This window comes from Nostoc sp. UHCC 0870 (assembly GCF_022063185.1).
Classification (GTDB): domain Bacteria; phylum Cyanobacteriota; class Cyanobacteriia; order Cyanobacteriales; family Nostocaceae; genus Trichormus.
In genome coordinates this window covers 5,934,144-5,950,420 of the sequence record NZ_CP091913.1, presented here as the reverse complement: position 1 = coordinate 5,950,420, position 16,277 = coordinate 5,934,144, and the positions used below count along the sequence as shown (strand labels likewise).

The following is a 16,277-nucleotide window of genomic DNA, read 5'->3' as shown; positions in this document are numbered from 1 at the left end:
AGTTTGAAATCAATGGTGCTAAATTTTCGCTTTGCCGTAGTTAGCGACTTACACATCGCTCTTCCTCACACCATCTGGGATCATCCTAGTCGGTTTCATCTAGTGGAAGTGAGTATTTCTGCTTTTGAAAGTGCGATAGAACATTTAAAAGAACTTGATTTAGATTTTATTCTACTGCCAGGAGATTTAACACAACACGGTGAACCAGAAAATCATATTTGGTTGCAAGAAAGGTTATCTAAATTACCTTTTCCTGCCTATGTTGTACCTGGTAATCACGACGTTCCTGTGTTGATGGCTAATCAGCAATCAATTGCCTGTGCTGATTTTCCCACTTATTATCGCAAGTTTGGCTATAGAAATACCAATCAACTTTATTACACACAGCAATTGTTACCGGGGGTGCGGTTAATTGGTTTAAATTCTAACTGTTTTAATGAACAGGGTGAGCAAGTAGGACGTTTAGATCCTCAACAACTGAGATGGTTAGAAGAGGTACTAGCCGCCGCAGTAGATGAACTGGTGTTAGTTATGGTGCATCACAACGTAGTTGAGCATTTACCCCATCAATCGCGCCATCCTATGGCAAATCGTTATATGTTGGCAAATGCCCCGGAATTATTGCACCTACTGCGACGCTATGGAGTCAGACTAGTATTTACGGGTCATTTACACGTTCAAGATGTTGCTTGTGATGAGGGTGTATATGATATTACGACTGGTTCTTTAGTTAGTTATCCTCATCCTTATCGAGTTTTAGAGTTTCATCAAGACCAACTAGGAAAACAATGGCTACAAATTCTGTCTCATCGTGTAGAGTCAGTACCTGATTTCCCTAACTTGCAGCATTTATCAAAGCAATGGATGGGCGATCGCTCTTTTCCTTTCTTAGTTAAATTACTTAGCCTACCACCATTAAATTTACCCATAAACCAGGCACAAGAACTAGCTCCCAGTTTGCGTGATTTTTGGGCAACTATTGCCGATGGCGATGCTTTGTTAGATTATCCCCATTTTCCCCAAAAAGTGCGCCATTACATTCAGACCTACAGCGCGATCGCTCACACTGGTACGCCCAGTTTTATTGATAATAACAGTACCTTATTGTTAGAAAAAAGTGCTGGATTTTGAGTTTTGAGTAGAGACGCGATTCATCGCGTCTCTATAATTCGTAATTCGTAATTCGTAATTCGTAACGCCCCGCTACCGCTAACAGCACCAGATCAACGCTGCGCTACCGCTAACAGCACTCACAACTCACTTTGTCGGCAAATCCCAAAGACTGAGGTGTAACCATGTAGAAAAGTTCTACCACCAATAGGGCCAATCTCTCCACCACAGAAAAAGCCACCGATGGGGATATCTGGAACATAACGCCGAAATAATTCAGAATCAAAATTTGGTTTGCCGTACAATCCTTCACCACGGCCTACACAGGCAAACATTAAAGCACCAACAGCAGCATGATCTAATCTTGATTGTTGTTGATATCGCTCTAAGAGGAATTCTAAATCTTCGGCAGAGGCGTGAGCATCCCGCAGGTGGAATTGTAGGCGTTGACCAGGACGGACAAGATCACCAATTGCGATCGCACCTCCAGATGGATCTACCCCTAAAATAGTGCGAATTAAAAAATCACCCGGCTGTAAAGACAGTTTAAATTCATCCATCGCCACACCAACAAACAGCGAATGCTGCGCCAAGGCGCGTTCATGTTCACTCAGGCTAGAAATTAAATCTCGCAGTACCATCAAAGGTACTTGCTCATCTATTTCCAAAATAATATTACGTTCAGCTTTAGTGACTTGCAGTGGCTTACCGATCGGTTTACATCCTTGTGCCACAATCGTTTCTAAAACAATGTTGCCACTTAACGCTAAACCCACTGTCCCTTCACGGTATAAGCTTTGGTTAATTTCACCAGAGGTATCATTAGCAAACAACGCCAGACGACCAGCAAAACCCCCAGCACTCGCTTGTCCACCCAGAATCACTGAACCAGGATAAGCAAAATCTAATCCCTGTAATAAATCGTTAACCCCCGAAGAAAACGCACTAGACAGCAAAATAAACTGGGGTGTTGGTGATGACGGTACACCAATCAAGTTTACCCAAGCATCTGGAGAACTATCTAAATCAGGTAAATCTTCAGCCATCACATGAAAGACTTGCAAATTTACCCCTGGTAGGTGAGCTAAAGTTAAGCTCAAAGCCGCTTCTGCTTCTAATTCTTGGGTTTGTCCACCAAGGGTAGTACCTATTACACCGCCCCCGCTACAACCAATTAGGACAGGTACAGACAATTTTTCTGCCAACAAAGGTAAAACCCTAGAATATTCACTAGCAAAAGCAGACGAAATGAACACTAACCCTAAATCCGCAGGTGCTGTTAACGATGAGACAGTCTGTTCTACCACATCTGCTATAGCTGCTTCTAGGGAAGGACGAGTTGATAGGGCGTTTGCCCATTGCATTTGATCTGCCATGTGTTTTGGGCTGTTGTTTCTTTTGTGGCCAGTGGTTGTTAGTTTTTTATCCTAGATTGAGAATAGAGGTTGGCGAGTGGGGACAAATCAATTCAAAATTCAAAATTCAAAATTAAATAACTGGGGACTGGGGACTGGGGACTGGGGAAGAGAAGTTTTTATCTTGACTGCGGGGCTAATCCACCCAGTTTTTTGGGTGTAATATGTCTGCTTACATTCACTTAAATAATAGTGTATTGTTGGATTTTTGTAGTTCCGATCTATAAAATCTTAAAAGATAAATGGGAATCTGGTATATATTTCACAGATTGTTGTAATTGTTATCGATACATCATAGCTACAAAATTAGCTGCATCAGTTAATTGGGTACAATGGTGATCGATAGAACACAAAAATAGCAATTTTTGGAACTTTTCTATACTGGTACTAACATCACGCAACGAGACGAAAACAATGACTGATACTCAAGCCAAAGATATTCAAGATCAAATTCAAGAAGAAGTAGAACAAGCTCGTGCTGTTTGTGATATTTCAGGTGGTAGCTCGGCCGAGTGTGCTGCCGCTTGGGATGCAGTGGAAGAATTACAAGCTGAAGCTTCCCACCAACGTCAAGACAAAAAGAAAAATTCTCTAGAACAGTACTGCGATGACAACCCAGATGCAGCTGAGTGCAGACTTTATGACGAATAAGCATTAAGTCTGGCATTTTTGACCTGAGAGACAAGCAACCAGAAGTTGTAGACACGACTTTTTGCGAAAATGAGCGATAGGGTTCGCGTAGCTTGCCGTTAGCGGTGACATTGCGGAGCAAAAATAAAGCAAATTTTTGCAGTCGGGGGAGTGTCAATCTCATACTCTGTGAGTTGCTTGTTTTTTCTATATCAGGTTTTTTGAACATGAGGAGTGAAGACTAACAGATAGCAAGAAGCAGGGAAGTAGGGAAATTTTAGATTTTAAATTTTGGATTTTAGTAGGACTTACACAACTGGCATATTTTTTATGTAGGGTGTGTGACGCTGCGAAAGTATTGGAACGTAGTCATCAGACTTATAGCGTCACGCACCAACCATCGATTGTGACACTTGCCTAAGTCCTGTTTAGATTAAATCTCAATTCAAAATCCCCAATCCAAAATCCACTCATTGAATTGCCCAATACCCAATGCCCCATTGCCGATTATGAATATAGTTAATGATTATTAAGCGTTTGACGTGAACTATGCAAAATGACGTTTGGTTTCGCCAGTTAGTCTGGATTGACTACCGACTGGCAGTATTATTTCTAGTGATGATTCCCTTAATTGTCTTGATTTGGGCTTATGTCCAAAAAGTTGAAGGGATACAAAGACTGTTAATGATTTACTGGCGAGTGTCCAGTCTCCTTGTCATTACAGTTTATTTGATGATTGCCCAGTACCAAGTTAGCTTTATTTCTGGGTTAGTAGGGTTGATTCTCATTCCGGTTTCGCTGTGGTTTTGGGTGGATCTCAATGATGAAATTGAATATTTGCCAAGTACCCTTTTAAAGCTAACTTTTACCTCTTGGCGATGGGCTGTAACCCTATATTGCTTGTTAGGCGCAATAGCGTTTGTACCTTTTTTGGGTTGTGCTTTTTCTAGCAATGCCATCAAAACGCCTGAGTGTCTGGTCTGGTTTGAAGCTCCATTGTTATTTAAAGAGTATTTTCATCACAATAGTAAACACGCAATGCTAGGGTTTCTGGGCATAGTTGGTTTAATAATTTACGTGGTTTACTTAAGTTACTTTGTTCTGGTGAAGTTGGGCAAGCAGGGACGCTCGGCTACACAACAGTAAGGAGTGATGAGTGCTGAGTAATGAGTGCTGAGTGCTGAGTAATGAGTAATGAGTGCTGAGTGGTGTTAGCGGTAGCGCGGCGTTTAGCCGGTGCTGAGTGCTGGGTCAGGAGTAATAACAGTAAAACAGTAAAATTAATTGTGCGCTGTTTAAAGCCCTGTCACCGCTAACAGCACAAAAGGTTTGTACCCTTCTAGGGAAGAATGCTACTCGTAGCATTTTGTAGAGAAGCTCCAACATCCGGTACGGAAAAAGAAATTCCTTCCAGAAATTCCTATTTTTCAAAATGAGTTCCATTGGCAAGCGATTAGAACAATACACTCTCAAACGTCCTCAAGAAGTCTTACTGGTGACAGTGGAAATCTCTGATGAGCAAGATAAGGTAGCAATTTTCAAAGGGTTTTCCAGTTCTTTGATGCTCCCCACTGCATTTGATCCCGAAATCCCAGTGATACCAGATGGGTCAAAAATTATTAGCATTGACCGCATAGCTAGCCCTTATAATCCTGAAGCTCCCCGTTATATCGAAAGACAAATTTCTTGGGAAGCGATGCAGGCTATTCTGGCGGAAGTGGGGGTGTAGGGGTAGGTGATAGGTGATAGGTGACAGGTGACAGGTGACAGGTGATAGGTGACAGGTGACAGGTGACAGGTGATAGGTGATAGGTGACAGGTGACAGGTGACAGGAAAGCAGGGGAGCAGGGGAGCAGGGGAGCAGGGGAAGCAGGGGAAGCAGGGGAAGCAGGGGAAGCAGGGGGAGAAAAATACAATGCCCACTCTGACTAATGACCGTTTTTGAATTTTGAATTTTGAATTTTGAATTGGAGCGAAGCGACTTGACTCGTAGTGGATACACTTTACCTGTTTTTGCTTGTGCTGGGGCTGTGGCGGCTTTACATTGGTTACGCCACCGTCAAACTTTACTAGTGGCAGCAGTAGATTTAATTACACCTGCACAAATAGCCGAGATCCCTATAGAACAGGTAGCAGGATTATCTGAGAATATGGCTTTGGCTATTACTCGCTCTGATCCCGGTGATAATCTGGATTTAACTAAAAATACTCCGGTTTGGACGATGGTTTCTTGGGGAGGGGTTGGGGATGAGCAAGTGACTATTCAAGGTGGGGAGGGTATTGGTAAGCAAATCAATGCTGACAATAACCCAGCGATTTATGGTTATGCTCAGAGGCTTTTGCAAGATAATTTGTCTCGACTACTAGCAGCATCGGAAAAAATCACGGTGACGATTATCTTACCAGAGGGGCGATCGCTTGCTAAGAGAACTTCTAATGCTGCCTTTGGTGTTGTGGAGGGACTCTCTTTATTGGGAACATCCGGTATTTCTCAACCCTTAAGTACACCTGAGCAGTTAAATACTTTTCGTACTGAATTACAACAAAAAGCTAGTCAGTTTACAAGTCTGGTCTTTTGCATTGGCGAGAATGGCTTAGATTTAGCCCCAAAAATCGGTATTAACCCTGAGAAACTGGTAAAAACTGCTAATTGGTTGGGGCCAATGTTAGTGGAAGCAGAACTTTTGGGTGTTAAAGAAATCTTATTGTTCGGCTATCACGGGAAGTTGATGAAGCTGGCTGGTGGGATTTTTCACACTCACCATCACTTAGCTGATGGGCGACGGGAAGTTTTAACTACTCACTGCGCTTTGGCTGGGTTAGACAAACAAGATATAGAAATAGTATTTCACAGTCCGACGGCTGAAGCCGCACTTAAACACCTAAGAGCGTTAGATAGTGCTACAGGTAGTGATTGGGTAAATCAAGTTTACAGTGCGATCGCCGAAACTATCGATTCCCGTTGCCTAGAATATCTCCACAGCCATAGTAATAGGGAGGTTTTAACTACAGTTTGTGGATCAATTCTCTTTGATCGCGATCGCAAAATTATTGTAAAGAGCAAAACTGCTTGTAACTTAATTGGAAATTTATGTTAATTTATTATGAATAATCATAAATAATCCAAATAAATAACTTTTTCAGTAGCAACCCTAGGGTAACTTATACCTTTTAATACCTTGCCACATCGGCCTAGCAAACGCTTCTTACAGGCGTTTTTAATTGTCTAATCTAGTATTTGCTGACTAACCAGGCAGCAAAACCGTACATCTGAAACACAGAGCAATCATCTACATCTAACCTGCACTTCCCTGATTATGAATACAGTGGTGACTCTACCAACCGAACAAGCCCCTCAAGCACTAGAAGAGTTTGGGCGGCTTGAGCGTCAAATCATCGTCATTTTGGACTTTGGCTCTCAGTATTCGGAACTAATAGCCCGACGCATCCGCGAAACTCAAGTATACTCTGAAGTTTTGTCTTATCGCACCCCAGCTGAACAGTTAAGAAAACTAAGTCCCAAAGGTATTATTCTCTCTGGCGGCCCCAACTCTGTTTATAGTGATGGCGCACCCCATTGTGACCCAGAAATCTGGAATTTGGGAGTTCCCATCTTGGGTGTCTGCTACGGTATGCAGTTGATGGTCAATCAACTCGGTGGGGAAGTAGCCCAAGCCGACCGGGGTGAATACGGCAAAGCATCATTATATATTGATGACCCTACAGATTTATTAACTAACGTCGAAGATGGCACTACAATGTGGATGAGTCACGGCGACTCAGTTACAAAAATGCCCCCAGGGTTTGAAGTCTTAGCTCATACAGAAAATACTCCCTGTGCTGCTGTCGCTGACCACGAGAAAAAACTTTATGGTGTACAGTTCCATCCTGAAGTTGTACATTCCATCGGTGGTTTAGCGTTAATTCGCAATTTTGTTTATCACATCTGCGAGTGTGAACCCACTTGGACAACAGCCGCTTTTGTAGAAGAAGCGATTCGGGAAATTCGGGCGAAAGTTGGCGATAAGCGGGTGCTGCTGGCTTTATCTGGGGGAGTTGATTCTTCGACGTTAGCTTTCTTGCTATACAAAGCTATTGGTGAACAACTCACCTGTGTATTTATCGATCAAGGCTTTATGCGGAAGTATGAGCCGGAAAGGTTGGTGAAGTTATTCCAAGAACAGTTTCATATTCCTGTAGAATATGTTGAAGCTCGCGATCGCTTCCTCGAAAAGATGGACGGGGTGACAGACCCAGAAGAAAAACGCCGTCGCATTGGACATGAATTTATTCAGGTATTTGAAGAAGCATCGAAACATTTTGGCCCCTTCGATTATCTGGCTCAAGGGACTCTTTACCCGGATGTGATCGAATCTGCTGATACCAACGTTGATCCCAAAACTGGGGAACGGGTAGCAGTGAAAATCAAGAGCCATCATAATGTCGGTGGTTTACCCAAAGATTTAAGGTTCAAGTTAGTAGAACCTCTGCGGAAACTATTTAAAGATGAAGTCCGCAAATTAGGACGTTCGATTGGTTTACCGGAAGAAATTGTCCAACGTCAACCCTTCCCTGGCCCTGGTTTAGCGATTCGCATCTTGGGTGAAGTCACAGCCGAAAGGTTGAATATTTTACGTGATGCTGATTTGATTGTACGGCAAGAAATCAACCAACGTGGCTTGTATCATGAATACTGGCAAGCGTTTGCTGTTTTGTTGCCAATCCGTAGTGTAGGTGTAATGGGTGATCAACGCACCTATGCTTACCCCATTGTCTTACGGATTGTCAAGAGTGAAGATGGCATGACGGCAGATTGGGCGCGTGTACCTTACGATGTGCTGGAAGCGATTTCTAACCGCATTGTTAATGAGGTAAAAGGCGTGAATCGCGTGGTGTTTGATATTACCTCTAAGCCACCTGGAACTATTGAGTGGGAATGATTTAATTCGTAACGATGCTCCCGCCCCGCTCCGCTAACGTAATTCGTAATTCGTAATTCGTAAAAAAGTAGAGATGTTGAAATGCCACATCTCTACTTTTTTTGCTATGAATTAATAGTGTTCAGTTAAGAGTTAAGGTTTATAGAACTTCTCGTTTGTATGCAATACACTCTAACCTCTCTCCAAACCTCTCTCCTTGTAGGAGAGAGGCTTTGAGGCTTACTCCCCTTCCCTTGTAGGGAAGGGGTTGGGGGTTAGGTCTGTATTAAACTCAACTGCAAACCGCTTTATTTGTGTAGAATATTGGTATGATCAGATGCGATTTATCGCGTCTCTATTGAGGATATTTAGCTTGATTTTGTCCAAAAATTCAACCGGATTCTTATATTTAAATAGGTATTTCAATTTCAAATTTCGCACCTTGTCCTGGGGAAGAAATACAATTTAACTTGCCACCGTGCTGCTCAACTATAATTTGATAGCTGATAGAAAGTCCTAAACCAGTACCTGAACCAACCGGTTTCGTAGTGAAAAAAGGATCGAAGATTTGGGATAATATTGCTCCATTTACCCCAATTCCATTATCCATAATTAAAATTTTAACTGCATCTCCTGAAGCTACTACCTCTGTTTTAATTTCAATAATTGGCTGGGCAATTTTATTAGAATCAGACCTCAAGGCATCAATTGCATTATTCAAAATATTCATCAACACCTGATTGATTTGGCTGGCATAGCAATTGACGTTGGGAAGTGGCTGATATTCTTTAATCACCTGAATTTGAGGTGACATCTGATTTGCTTGTAATCGATGTTGCAGAATTAGCAAGGTACTTTCTATTCCTTCGTGCAGGTTTATTGATTTCTTGCTTGATTCATCAAGGCGAGAAAAATTACGTAAACTCAGGACAATATCACGAATGCGATTGCTTCCCGCTTCCATAGAATTGAGCATTTTGGAAACATCTTTTTGTAAAAATTCTAGGTCAGCTGCTTGAATTTTTTCTTTCAGTAAGCTAGACGGATCGGGACATTCTGATTGATATGCCGCAATCAGTTCTAAAAGGATATTGATAGATTCTTTAGTGTGGGCAATATTGCTATAAATGAAACCAATGGGATTATTGATTTCATGAGCAATACCTGCAACAAGATGCCCTAAACTAGACATTCTCTCTGCTTGAATCAGTTGTGCTTGGGTTGTTTGCAACTGTTTGAGGGTTTGTTCCAAGTAAATATTTTGTTGTTTAAGTGCTGTGTCTGCCAACTGACGTTCAATTTCTGCTGCTGACCGAGCTGCAAAGATTTTTAAGATAGACTCTTGTTCTTCGTAACTGCGTTCTAATGGTTTAGTATGCAACCCAGCAATATGACCTAGAGGCTTACCGTTAGGATCTAAAATGGGAATGCCTAGATAACTTTCAACATTCAACATAACCAAGTCTAGGTCTTCGGGAAACTTTTGTTGAATACAGTTAGGGTAAATCTGGATGCCTTCTTCATAAACGACACCACAAGGAGTTCCAACTAAATCGTATTCAAAATTGGGGCCAAAGTCTTCTCCTGTCCAAAAAGCTAAAACTCTAGCTCGTGGCGACTCTTGATCAATAAACTCTGCAATTAAAGCATACTGAATTTGGAGTACCTCAGCTAAGTAATGAGCGCAAGCTTGAAAGAAAGCTTCACCCACTTGAGATGCAATCCCTTCTACAATCAGTTTTAAGTTAATATTTTCTTGGTGAAACGTTTGATTTGGTAACTTAATTGTAGTTTCTGTTGAATGGGGAGTTCGCATAACATTAGGTTGCATCTTGAGGATGTTGGAAAAAAGTAAATTGCTCTCAAGATTTAGTTTTCCCACTTCAAAGGGATAACTCCTAATACCAAAGAAAAATCACCCAAGGTTCATAGAAAATTCATGTAACGGTAGATGAATGGTGAAGGTAGTACCTTGTCCTGCGCCTGGACTGGTAACGTCAATTGTCCCGCCGTGTAATTCTATTAGATGATGCGCGATCGCTAAACCTAGTCCTAAGCCTCCTTGTGTATAATGAATATCTGCCTGATGATAACGTTCAAAAACGTGGGGTAAAAACTCTGGGCTAATGCCTATACCTGTGTCTGTCACCGTAATTTGGGCTTGAGAATTTTTTTCTGATAGCTGTACTAATACTTTTCCCCCTGGATTCGTGAACTTAATGGCGTTGGAGAGGAGATTACCTAAAACCTGTAGTAAACGATTGATATCGCCAGTAATCGTGGGAACTGATTGATCTATTCTAGACTCTAGAATGATATTTTTCGCTTTGGCTGAGGGGTAAGCTGTTTCTATGGCTACACCGATAATTGCGGATAGATTAACTTGGTTGAGTTCTAATTTTAATTTGCTTCGCAAGATACGCGATATATCTAGCAAGTCTTCTAGGAGTTTTGATTGAAATCTAGCATTGTATTCAATAGTTTCTACAGCACGGTTAAAATGAGTTTGATCAAATTGCCGAGTCCGTAAAAGTTGCGCCCAGCCGAGAATAGCGTTGAGTGGCGATCGCAAATCATGGGATACCATAGCCACAAACTCATCTTTCGCTTTGTTGGCTACTTCCGCTTCAGTCCGAGCCGCTTTTTCTAGTTGTAAAAGTCGGTCACGTTCCGCCTCTAATTGTTTGTAATCATCAATATCTGTACTTGAGCCAAACCACTTGACAATCTGTCCTTGCTCATTTTTGATGGGTACGGCTCTTGCTAAATGCCAGCGATAGCTACCATCATATTTTCGATATCTAATTTCTTGTTCATAAGGTTCTCCTGTTTTCACAATTTTCATCCATTCTGTGATCACGCCTGAGACATCATCTGGATGTATAACTTCTTGCCAACCAAATCCCAGTGATTGCTCAACAGTTCTACCAGTCAATTCGTACCAGCGTTGATTAAGATGTTCACATTCTCCCTGAATATTACTAATCCAAACCAAGTGAGGTACAACATTTGATAAATAGCGATAGCGTTGTTCACTGTCACGTAATTCTTGTTCTGTTTGCTTCCTGTCTGTGATATCAAAGGCTGTCCCAACTATTTGATGTGGTGAACCGTCAGCATTCCTAGCAAATATAGAATTGTGACTACAAAACCATCGCCATTTACCGTTAGCACATAGCATTCTGTACTCATGTTCTAGAACTTCACCATCTCTCGCCGTATCAAACCGTTGGAAGACGTTGGGAAGTTCAGCAAAATCATCAGGGTGCATGAATTGCACTAAAAATTCTTTTCCCAAAGCTTGAAATTTTTCGGGAGTATGGCCAAGTAAGTTTGTTACCTGTCCGTTGAGATAGATATTTTCTCCTTCGACCAAATCGTAAACATACAAAATTCCCGGTGTGGTTTCGGCGATACGTTCGATGAGTTTTTGCGATTCTCGTAACCGTTCCTCACTCCGCCGCAACTCGGTACTTAACTGAGCTTTTTTGATGGCTGAGTAGACAGTTAAACGCAAACGTTCACCTGTGGTTTCTCCTTTAACGAGATAGTCATGAACACCACTTTTCATCGCTTCGACTGCGATCGCCTCGTTACCGTAGCCTGTTAACATCACTACAGCCGGTATCTTGTCCTGGTTTAGTGTTTTCAGTTCTGCTAAAAATTCCAGTCCATCCAAATCGGGTAATAAAAAGTCTAATAAAATCCCGTCAGGTTGTAATTTTTGACATAATGCCAATGCGTCTTCACCTGATTCTTGTTCTAAAATTTGATAGCATTGCTCTTGATCTTGCTGGAGATAACGACGGTACACCTGACGGTCTTCAGGAGAATCATCAATAATTAAAATAGTTAGCGGTTGTGCCATGACTATTTGTTAACAGTATCGGGAAGAATCACAATATCCAACCAGTACGTTAAAAAGCTGTGAATTGTTGTTACTAGTCAATTGATATCAATTGGTTTAAGAATATAGCTAGCAACGCAGTATTGATAACATATTTCAATATCCTTGGGGTTAGAAGAAGTAGTAAATACAACTATAGGAATAGATTTGAGGTTTGGATCTTGTTTAATTTGGGCTATAATCTCTCGCCCATCAGTACCTGGTAAATTGAGATCCAGCAAAATAATTGATGGTCGTGGTGCAGTTTCAGGATCACTGTAAACTCCGTTATGGTAGAGAAAATCTAGGCCTTCATCACCATCTGCACAGCGAAACACAGGGTTTAATATGACTTCTTTTTGAATGAATCGCTGCAAAGCTTCAAAATCTTCATCGCTGTCTTCAATTACTAGTAAAGGTTGGGTGATGTTGCCAATCATGGGTATAAATTAAAATTCATATTGTCTCCCCTCTCCGTGAACGGGGAGGGGTTGGGGGTGGGGTTTAATGACTGTAGGAAGCATAATTAAGTTAAAAGTCAAGGGAACGGAGGTCTACGGGAAGATAGAGGATGTCAATCTGTTTCTTGTAATGTGAAATAGAAAGTGCTGCCTTCACCATAGGTTGAGTCTAGCCAAATTGTACCGCCATGCCGTTCCACAATTTTTTTAGCGATGGTGAGTCCTGCGCCTGTACCACCTCCGTATTTGCTGGGGCCGTGTAGTCGTTTGAAAATGCGAAAAATCGAGTCAAAATGTTTTTCGCGAATGCCTATGCCGTTGTCTTGGATATAGAATGTGATTGGTCGTGGTGAATGATCCAAGTAGCCAATTTCAATCCATTTGTTGGGCTTGTCGTTGTATTTGATGGCGTTGGCGATGAGGTTGCTAAAGACTTCACCTAATTGGACGCGATCGCAATACACTGTTGGTAGTGGTCTGGGTATGCGGATTTCTACGCCTGATTCCTCAATGCGAAGGCTTAACATATCTAAAATCCGATGTACTTCATCATTCAAGTTAGTAGGCTGCATCACAAGATCCACTCTTCCCAATCGAGAAAAATGTAAGAGTGAATCAATTAAATCCTCCATTCGTTGGGTCAGACGAATCAGAGTCATTAACTTTGCTTTACCTTCGTCGTTGATAATTTCACCGTAGTCTTCTATTAAGAAGTTAGAGTAATTGTGAATCCCCCGCAGTGGTTCTTTTAAATCGTGAGATGCAATATAAGCAAAAGCATCTAATTCTTTATTGCTCCGTTCTAGTTCTATATTTAATTGAGCTAATTCATCAGCCTTTCGCAGTACCACACTGATAATTGCACTTCGCAATTCTACGGCTGCATTGACTTCATAAGATTTCCAAGGTAGAGATTTGAGAAGAACTGTTTCTTTCCATAATTCAAAAGACTTTCGTGGTGATAAGCGCATACCTCCGTTAGCTACTACCTCAACAGGTTTATGAGGATTACCCCCCCAATTTACAGTCTGCACTACCTCTGGACGAAACCACAAAATATAGTTTTTCTGACTTTTAGAAATAGAAAGTGTCATTAAACCACTAGCGACATTCCGCAGTTTTTCGGCTTCTGGATAAACTGTTGTTAGGGAATCAGTGTAGAAAATCTCTTCATGCAGATTTTGACTAATCCAATCTATTAAATTATGAATATCTTGAGTTGTTGGCGTATTACCAATAAGATAATATTGACCATTAAAACAGACAGCAGCACCTGCTGCATTTACTAAGTTTAGCAGATTCGGCTGATGCTTAATTAACGCATCAATAAAATTATTGTCTATCGACATATATTCTATTAATTTGCTATGCACAGATTTGACTTTAATTTTGGATTCCGTGTCTTCACTCTCTTCCTGTGCGCTCATTTCCAGAGAAGTCATTTGACCTAATAATTCGCAAGCACTACGAATTTCATAGGGTATATATTTTGGTGACTGATGATGACAGGAAATTAATCCCCACAGTTGTTTATTTTTGATAATAGAAATAGACATAGAAGCCGTTACCCCCATGTTCTGCATATATTCTATATGTAAAGGCGAAACACTACGCAATACTGAACCGCTTAAATCAAGAGGCTGATTATTCAGAGGATTATTTGTGGGTATAATTATTGCTGGTTGATAGTTAACATTTGGTATGAGTCTGAGCCAGTTTTCAGTGTAGAGCTTTCTAGCTTGTTGGGGAATATCGGAAGCTGGGTAATATAAACCTAAATATGATGTGAGATATTCTTGTTTTTCTTCCGCAATGACTGTACCATTCCAATTTTTATCGAAGCGATAGACCATTACTCTATCAAAGCCAGTAATTTTTTTGACTTCTTTTGCTAAAATTTGACTAACTTCAGAGACATTTGTCGCCGCTTGTAATTTTAGCATTGCTATTTTTACTAAGTGATAAAACTTAAAAAAAGCATTATTTTTTTCTGAAAAATTTGGTTCTATTTCTAAGATAATAAAACCATGAGAACGATGAACAATCCCATCAAAATTTATATTTTTACCATTTAATTTAATCCAAAATTCTATGGGATTAACAATTGGTAAATCTTCATTTTCTAGACAATCCTTTAATAGTTTTATTTGTTCTGTTCCTAATAAAATAGCTAAATTTTGATTAATTAAGTCTTCTGGATGTATACCAAAAAAATCAAATGTATTATTACTAACTTGTAAAATAGTTAATTCTGCTGGTTGTAAAGCTAAAATAACTCCATGAGGCTGAATAGAACCAGGAATATGAATTGGTTCTTTGTTACAGTTACTGAGGTCAACTTGAAATGTCGTACCAGTATTGTCAGTGTTCACCTTTCAGTCCTTATAATGATGACGCAATATGAGACTGACTCTAATATACTGTTGATTTAGTTACTGGATTAATTTGATAAAAGTAGAGTATGCTTCTATCATTAACAACAGTCTACAACCACGGCATAAAGATTAGTACAGATGTGATTAATTTCATCTGCGCTCATGACTAATGGCTAGCTACATGAGTAAGTTAAAAATTACTGTATTTACAACTAAATCTCTATTTATGCTAAATTCTAAAAAATTAAATTTTGTAAAATAGTCATCACTTCCTATTTTTCTCCTGTATCAAAGCTAATTTGCTCCGATTCATATGTCGGTGGCTCGACGTGAATTAAAATCCTGACTGGGGTAAAGCGTGTTTCTAGTTGACGTTCTACTTCTTCTGTGATGCGATGAGCCGTTTCCACATCTGGCGCATCTACGATTAAGTGCATTTCAATGAAAATTTGACGACCTAAAACGCCGCGTGAGGCGATATCATGACAATTAATTACCCCAGGAACAGCAGTAGCAATGGCGTGGATTGCTTCAGGTGCGATCGCCATTTGATCCACTAACCAAGGTAAACTATCTTTTAAAACTGACCAACCACTCCAAAAAACCATCAACGCTACAGGGAAAGCTAAGACTATATCTAGCCATTGATGACCAAACCAAACCCCAATTAAACCACCAATGACGGAGATTGTCACCCAGACATCACTCATGGTGTGGGTAGCATCAGCGATTAAAATTTGGCTACCGACTCGCTTACCCACATTGCGCTCATAAAACGCCACAAAAATATTTACACCCAAAACAAGTAGCAGTATCCACAATTCAGGCGCAGAAATTCTCACCGGTTCGCTACCTTTAAGTATGCGCTCAATTGCACTTTGGAGAATTTCAAAGCAAGCAATTCCTAGAAACGCGGCGATTCCTAATGCTCCCACAGCTTCAAATTTGTGGTGTCCATAGGGATGCTCACGATCGGGGTAGGGAGAAGAAAATTTACTAGCAATTAGTCCTAAAATGTTGTTGGCACTATCTGTCACGCTATGCAAAGCATCAGCCAATAAGCTGAGAGAACCTGTCAAATACCCTACAAATGCTTTTAATCCCATCACAAACAAGTTGAGAAATAGGGTAATAATTAAAACTTTTCTTACTTCTGCGCGGTTATCGTAAGTCATAGATATTTTTTGATATTAAACTCTGTGACTTATCAGTGTACTTCTAATGTCATTTTTTAAACATCTATAAAATGTATCAAACTCTTACACAGTAAGGATTATATATTGCTATAGTCGGCAAATTTTAACTATATTTATTGAGATTAATTTCAACTAAAATAGGCTACAAACTAGATAAAGATTCACTTATCCTTTAGAGCTAGAAGCATATCTTTAGCATTAGTCATGGTTGAATTGTTCCAACTTTTTTTGTAACTGATACAAATTCTCTATGAAGTTGCACCAAATAAATGATGTAGAGACGT

The 16,277-nt window shown here is 40.5% G+C and carries 11 protein-coding genes and 1 pseudogene; 6 read left to right on the top strand and 6 right to left on the bottom strand.

Translation table 11 applies throughout. The annotated features are described in order from the left end of the window. The first annotated feature begins 12 nt into the window (after positions 1 to 12). Entirely contained in the window at positions 13 to 1,131 is a 1,119-nt protein-coding gene (locus L6494_RS25255; protein ID WP_237990469.1) for a metallophosphoesterase family protein, read from the top strand. Positions 1,132 to 1,250: 119 nt separating this feature from the next. On the opposite strand, the gene L6494_RS25250 is transcribed toward L6494_RS25255, so the two are convergent. Continuing rightward, positions 1,251 to 2,486, bottom strand: a complete 1,236-nt coding sequence (locus tag L6494_RS25250; protein WP_237990468.1) for an FIST signal transduction protein — start codon at positions 2,484 to 2,486, stop codon at positions 1,251 to 1,253. A gap of 453 nt (positions 2,487 to 2,939) precedes the next feature. On the opposite strand from L6494_RS25250, the gene L6494_RS25245 reads away from it, so the two are divergent. The 5 genes from L6494_RS25245 to guaA all read left to right on the top strand — a co-directional run bounded on the left by L6494_RS25245 (position 2,940) and on the right by guaA (position 8,096). Then, a complete protein-coding gene (locus L6494_RS25245; RefSeq protein WP_237990467.1) occupies positions 2,940 to 3,176 on the top strand; it encodes a Calvin cycle protein CP12 in 237 nt (78 codons plus the stop codon). Positions 3,177 to 3,704: 528 nt separating this feature from the next. Beyond that, the gene (locus tag L6494_RS25240; RefSeq protein WP_237990466.1) at positions 3,705 to 4,301 is read left to right on the top strand and encodes a DUF3177 family protein; all 597 of its coding nucleotides are present in this window, start codon (positions 3,705 to 3,707) and stop codon (positions 4,299 to 4,301) included. 286 nt (positions 4,302 to 4,587) lie between these two features. Continuing rightward, positions 4,588 to 4,884, top strand: a complete 297-nt coding sequence (locus L6494_RS25235; protein ID WP_237990465.1) for a DUF7734 family protein — start codon at positions 4,588 to 4,590, stop codon at positions 4,882 to 4,884. A 254-nt stretch (positions 4,885 to 5,138) separates the two neighbouring features. Next, positions 5,139 to 6,254, top strand: a complete 1,116-nt coding sequence (gene cbiD, locus L6494_RS25230; protein ID WP_237990464.1) for a cobalt-precorrin-5B (C(1))-methyltransferase CbiD — start codon at positions 5,139 to 5,141, stop codon at positions 6,252 to 6,254. 219 nt (positions 6,255 to 6,473) lie between these two features. Beyond that, complete coding sequence (gene guaA / locus L6494_RS25225; RefSeq protein WP_237990463.1) at positions 6,474 to 8,096, top strand: glutamine-hydrolyzing GMP synthase; 1,623 nt, start codon at positions 6,474 to 6,476, stop codon at positions 8,094 to 8,096. Between the two features lie 388 nt (positions 8,097 to 8,484). On the opposite strand, the gene L6494_RS25220 is transcribed toward guaA, so the two are convergent. The 5 genes and pseudogenes from L6494_RS25220 to L6494_RS25200 form a co-directional block, all read right to left on the bottom strand. Further along, entirely contained in the window at positions 8,485 to 9,906 is a 1,422-nt protein-coding gene (locus L6494_RS25220; RefSeq protein ID WP_237990462.1) for a GAF domain-containing sensor histidine kinase, read from the bottom strand. Between the two features lie 84 nt (positions 9,907 to 9,990). Next, the gene (locus L6494_RS25215; RefSeq protein ID WP_237990461.1) at positions 9,991 to 11,943 is read right to left on the bottom strand and encodes a hybrid sensor histidine kinase/response regulator; all 1,953 of its coding nucleotides are present in this window, start codon (positions 11,941 to 11,943) and stop codon (positions 9,991 to 9,993) included. A gap of 2 nt (positions 11,944 to 11,945) precedes the next feature. Then, a pseudogene (locus L6494_RS25210) lies at positions 11,946 to 12,401 on the bottom strand (response regulator). Positions 12,402 to 12,535: 134 nt separating this feature from the next. Beyond that, positions 12,536 to 14,794 carry a sensor histidine kinase gene (locus L6494_RS25205; RefSeq protein WP_237990459.1) on the bottom strand — a complete coding sequence of 753 codons (2,259 nt, stop codon included), beginning with the start codon at positions 14,792 to 14,794 and terminating at the stop codon, positions 12,536 to 12,538. Positions 14,795 to 15,069: 275 nt separating this feature from the next. Next, the gene (locus tag L6494_RS25200) at positions 15,070 to 15,972 is read right to left on the bottom strand and encodes a cation diffusion facilitator family transporter (protein ID WP_237990458.1); all 903 of its coding nucleotides are present in this window, start codon (positions 15,970 to 15,972) and stop codon (positions 15,070 to 15,072) included. Positions 15,973 to 16,277 lie beyond the last annotated feature (305 nt).

Coding starts and splice junctions, on each gene's coding strand:
- L6494_RS25245 (WP_237990467.1), top strand. CDS start 2,940: ATGACTGATACTCAAGCCAAAGATATTCAAGATCAAATTCAAGAAGAA.
- L6494_RS25250 (WP_237990468.1), bottom strand. CDS start 2,486: ATGGCAGATCAAATGCAATGGGCAAACGCCCTATCAACTCGTCCTTCC.
- L6494_RS25255 (WP_237990469.1), top strand. CDS start 13: ATGGTGCTAAATTTTCGCTTTGCCGTAGTTAGCGACTTACACATCGCT.
- L6494_RS25220 (WP_237990462.1), bottom strand. CDS start 9,906: ATGCAACCTAATGTTATGCGAACTCCCCATTCAACAGAAACTACAATT.
- L6494_RS25215 (WP_237990461.1), bottom strand. CDS start 11,943: ATGGCACAACCGCTAACTATTTTAATTATTGATGATTCTCCTGAAGAC.
- L6494_RS25200 (WP_237990458.1), bottom strand. CDS start 15,972: ATGACTTACGATAACCGCGCAGAAGTAAGAAAAGTTTTAATTATTACC.
- L6494_RS25235 (WP_237990465.1), top strand. CDS start 4,588: ATGAGTTCCATTGGCAAGCGATTAGAACAATACACTCTCAAACGTCCT.
- L6494_RS25240 (WP_237990466.1), top strand. CDS start 3,705: ATGCAAAATGACGTTTGGTTTCGCCAGTTAGTCTGGATTGACTACCGA.
- guaA (WP_237990463.1), top strand. CDS start 6,474: ATGAATACAGTGGTGACTCTACCAACCGAACAAGCCCCTCAAGCACTA.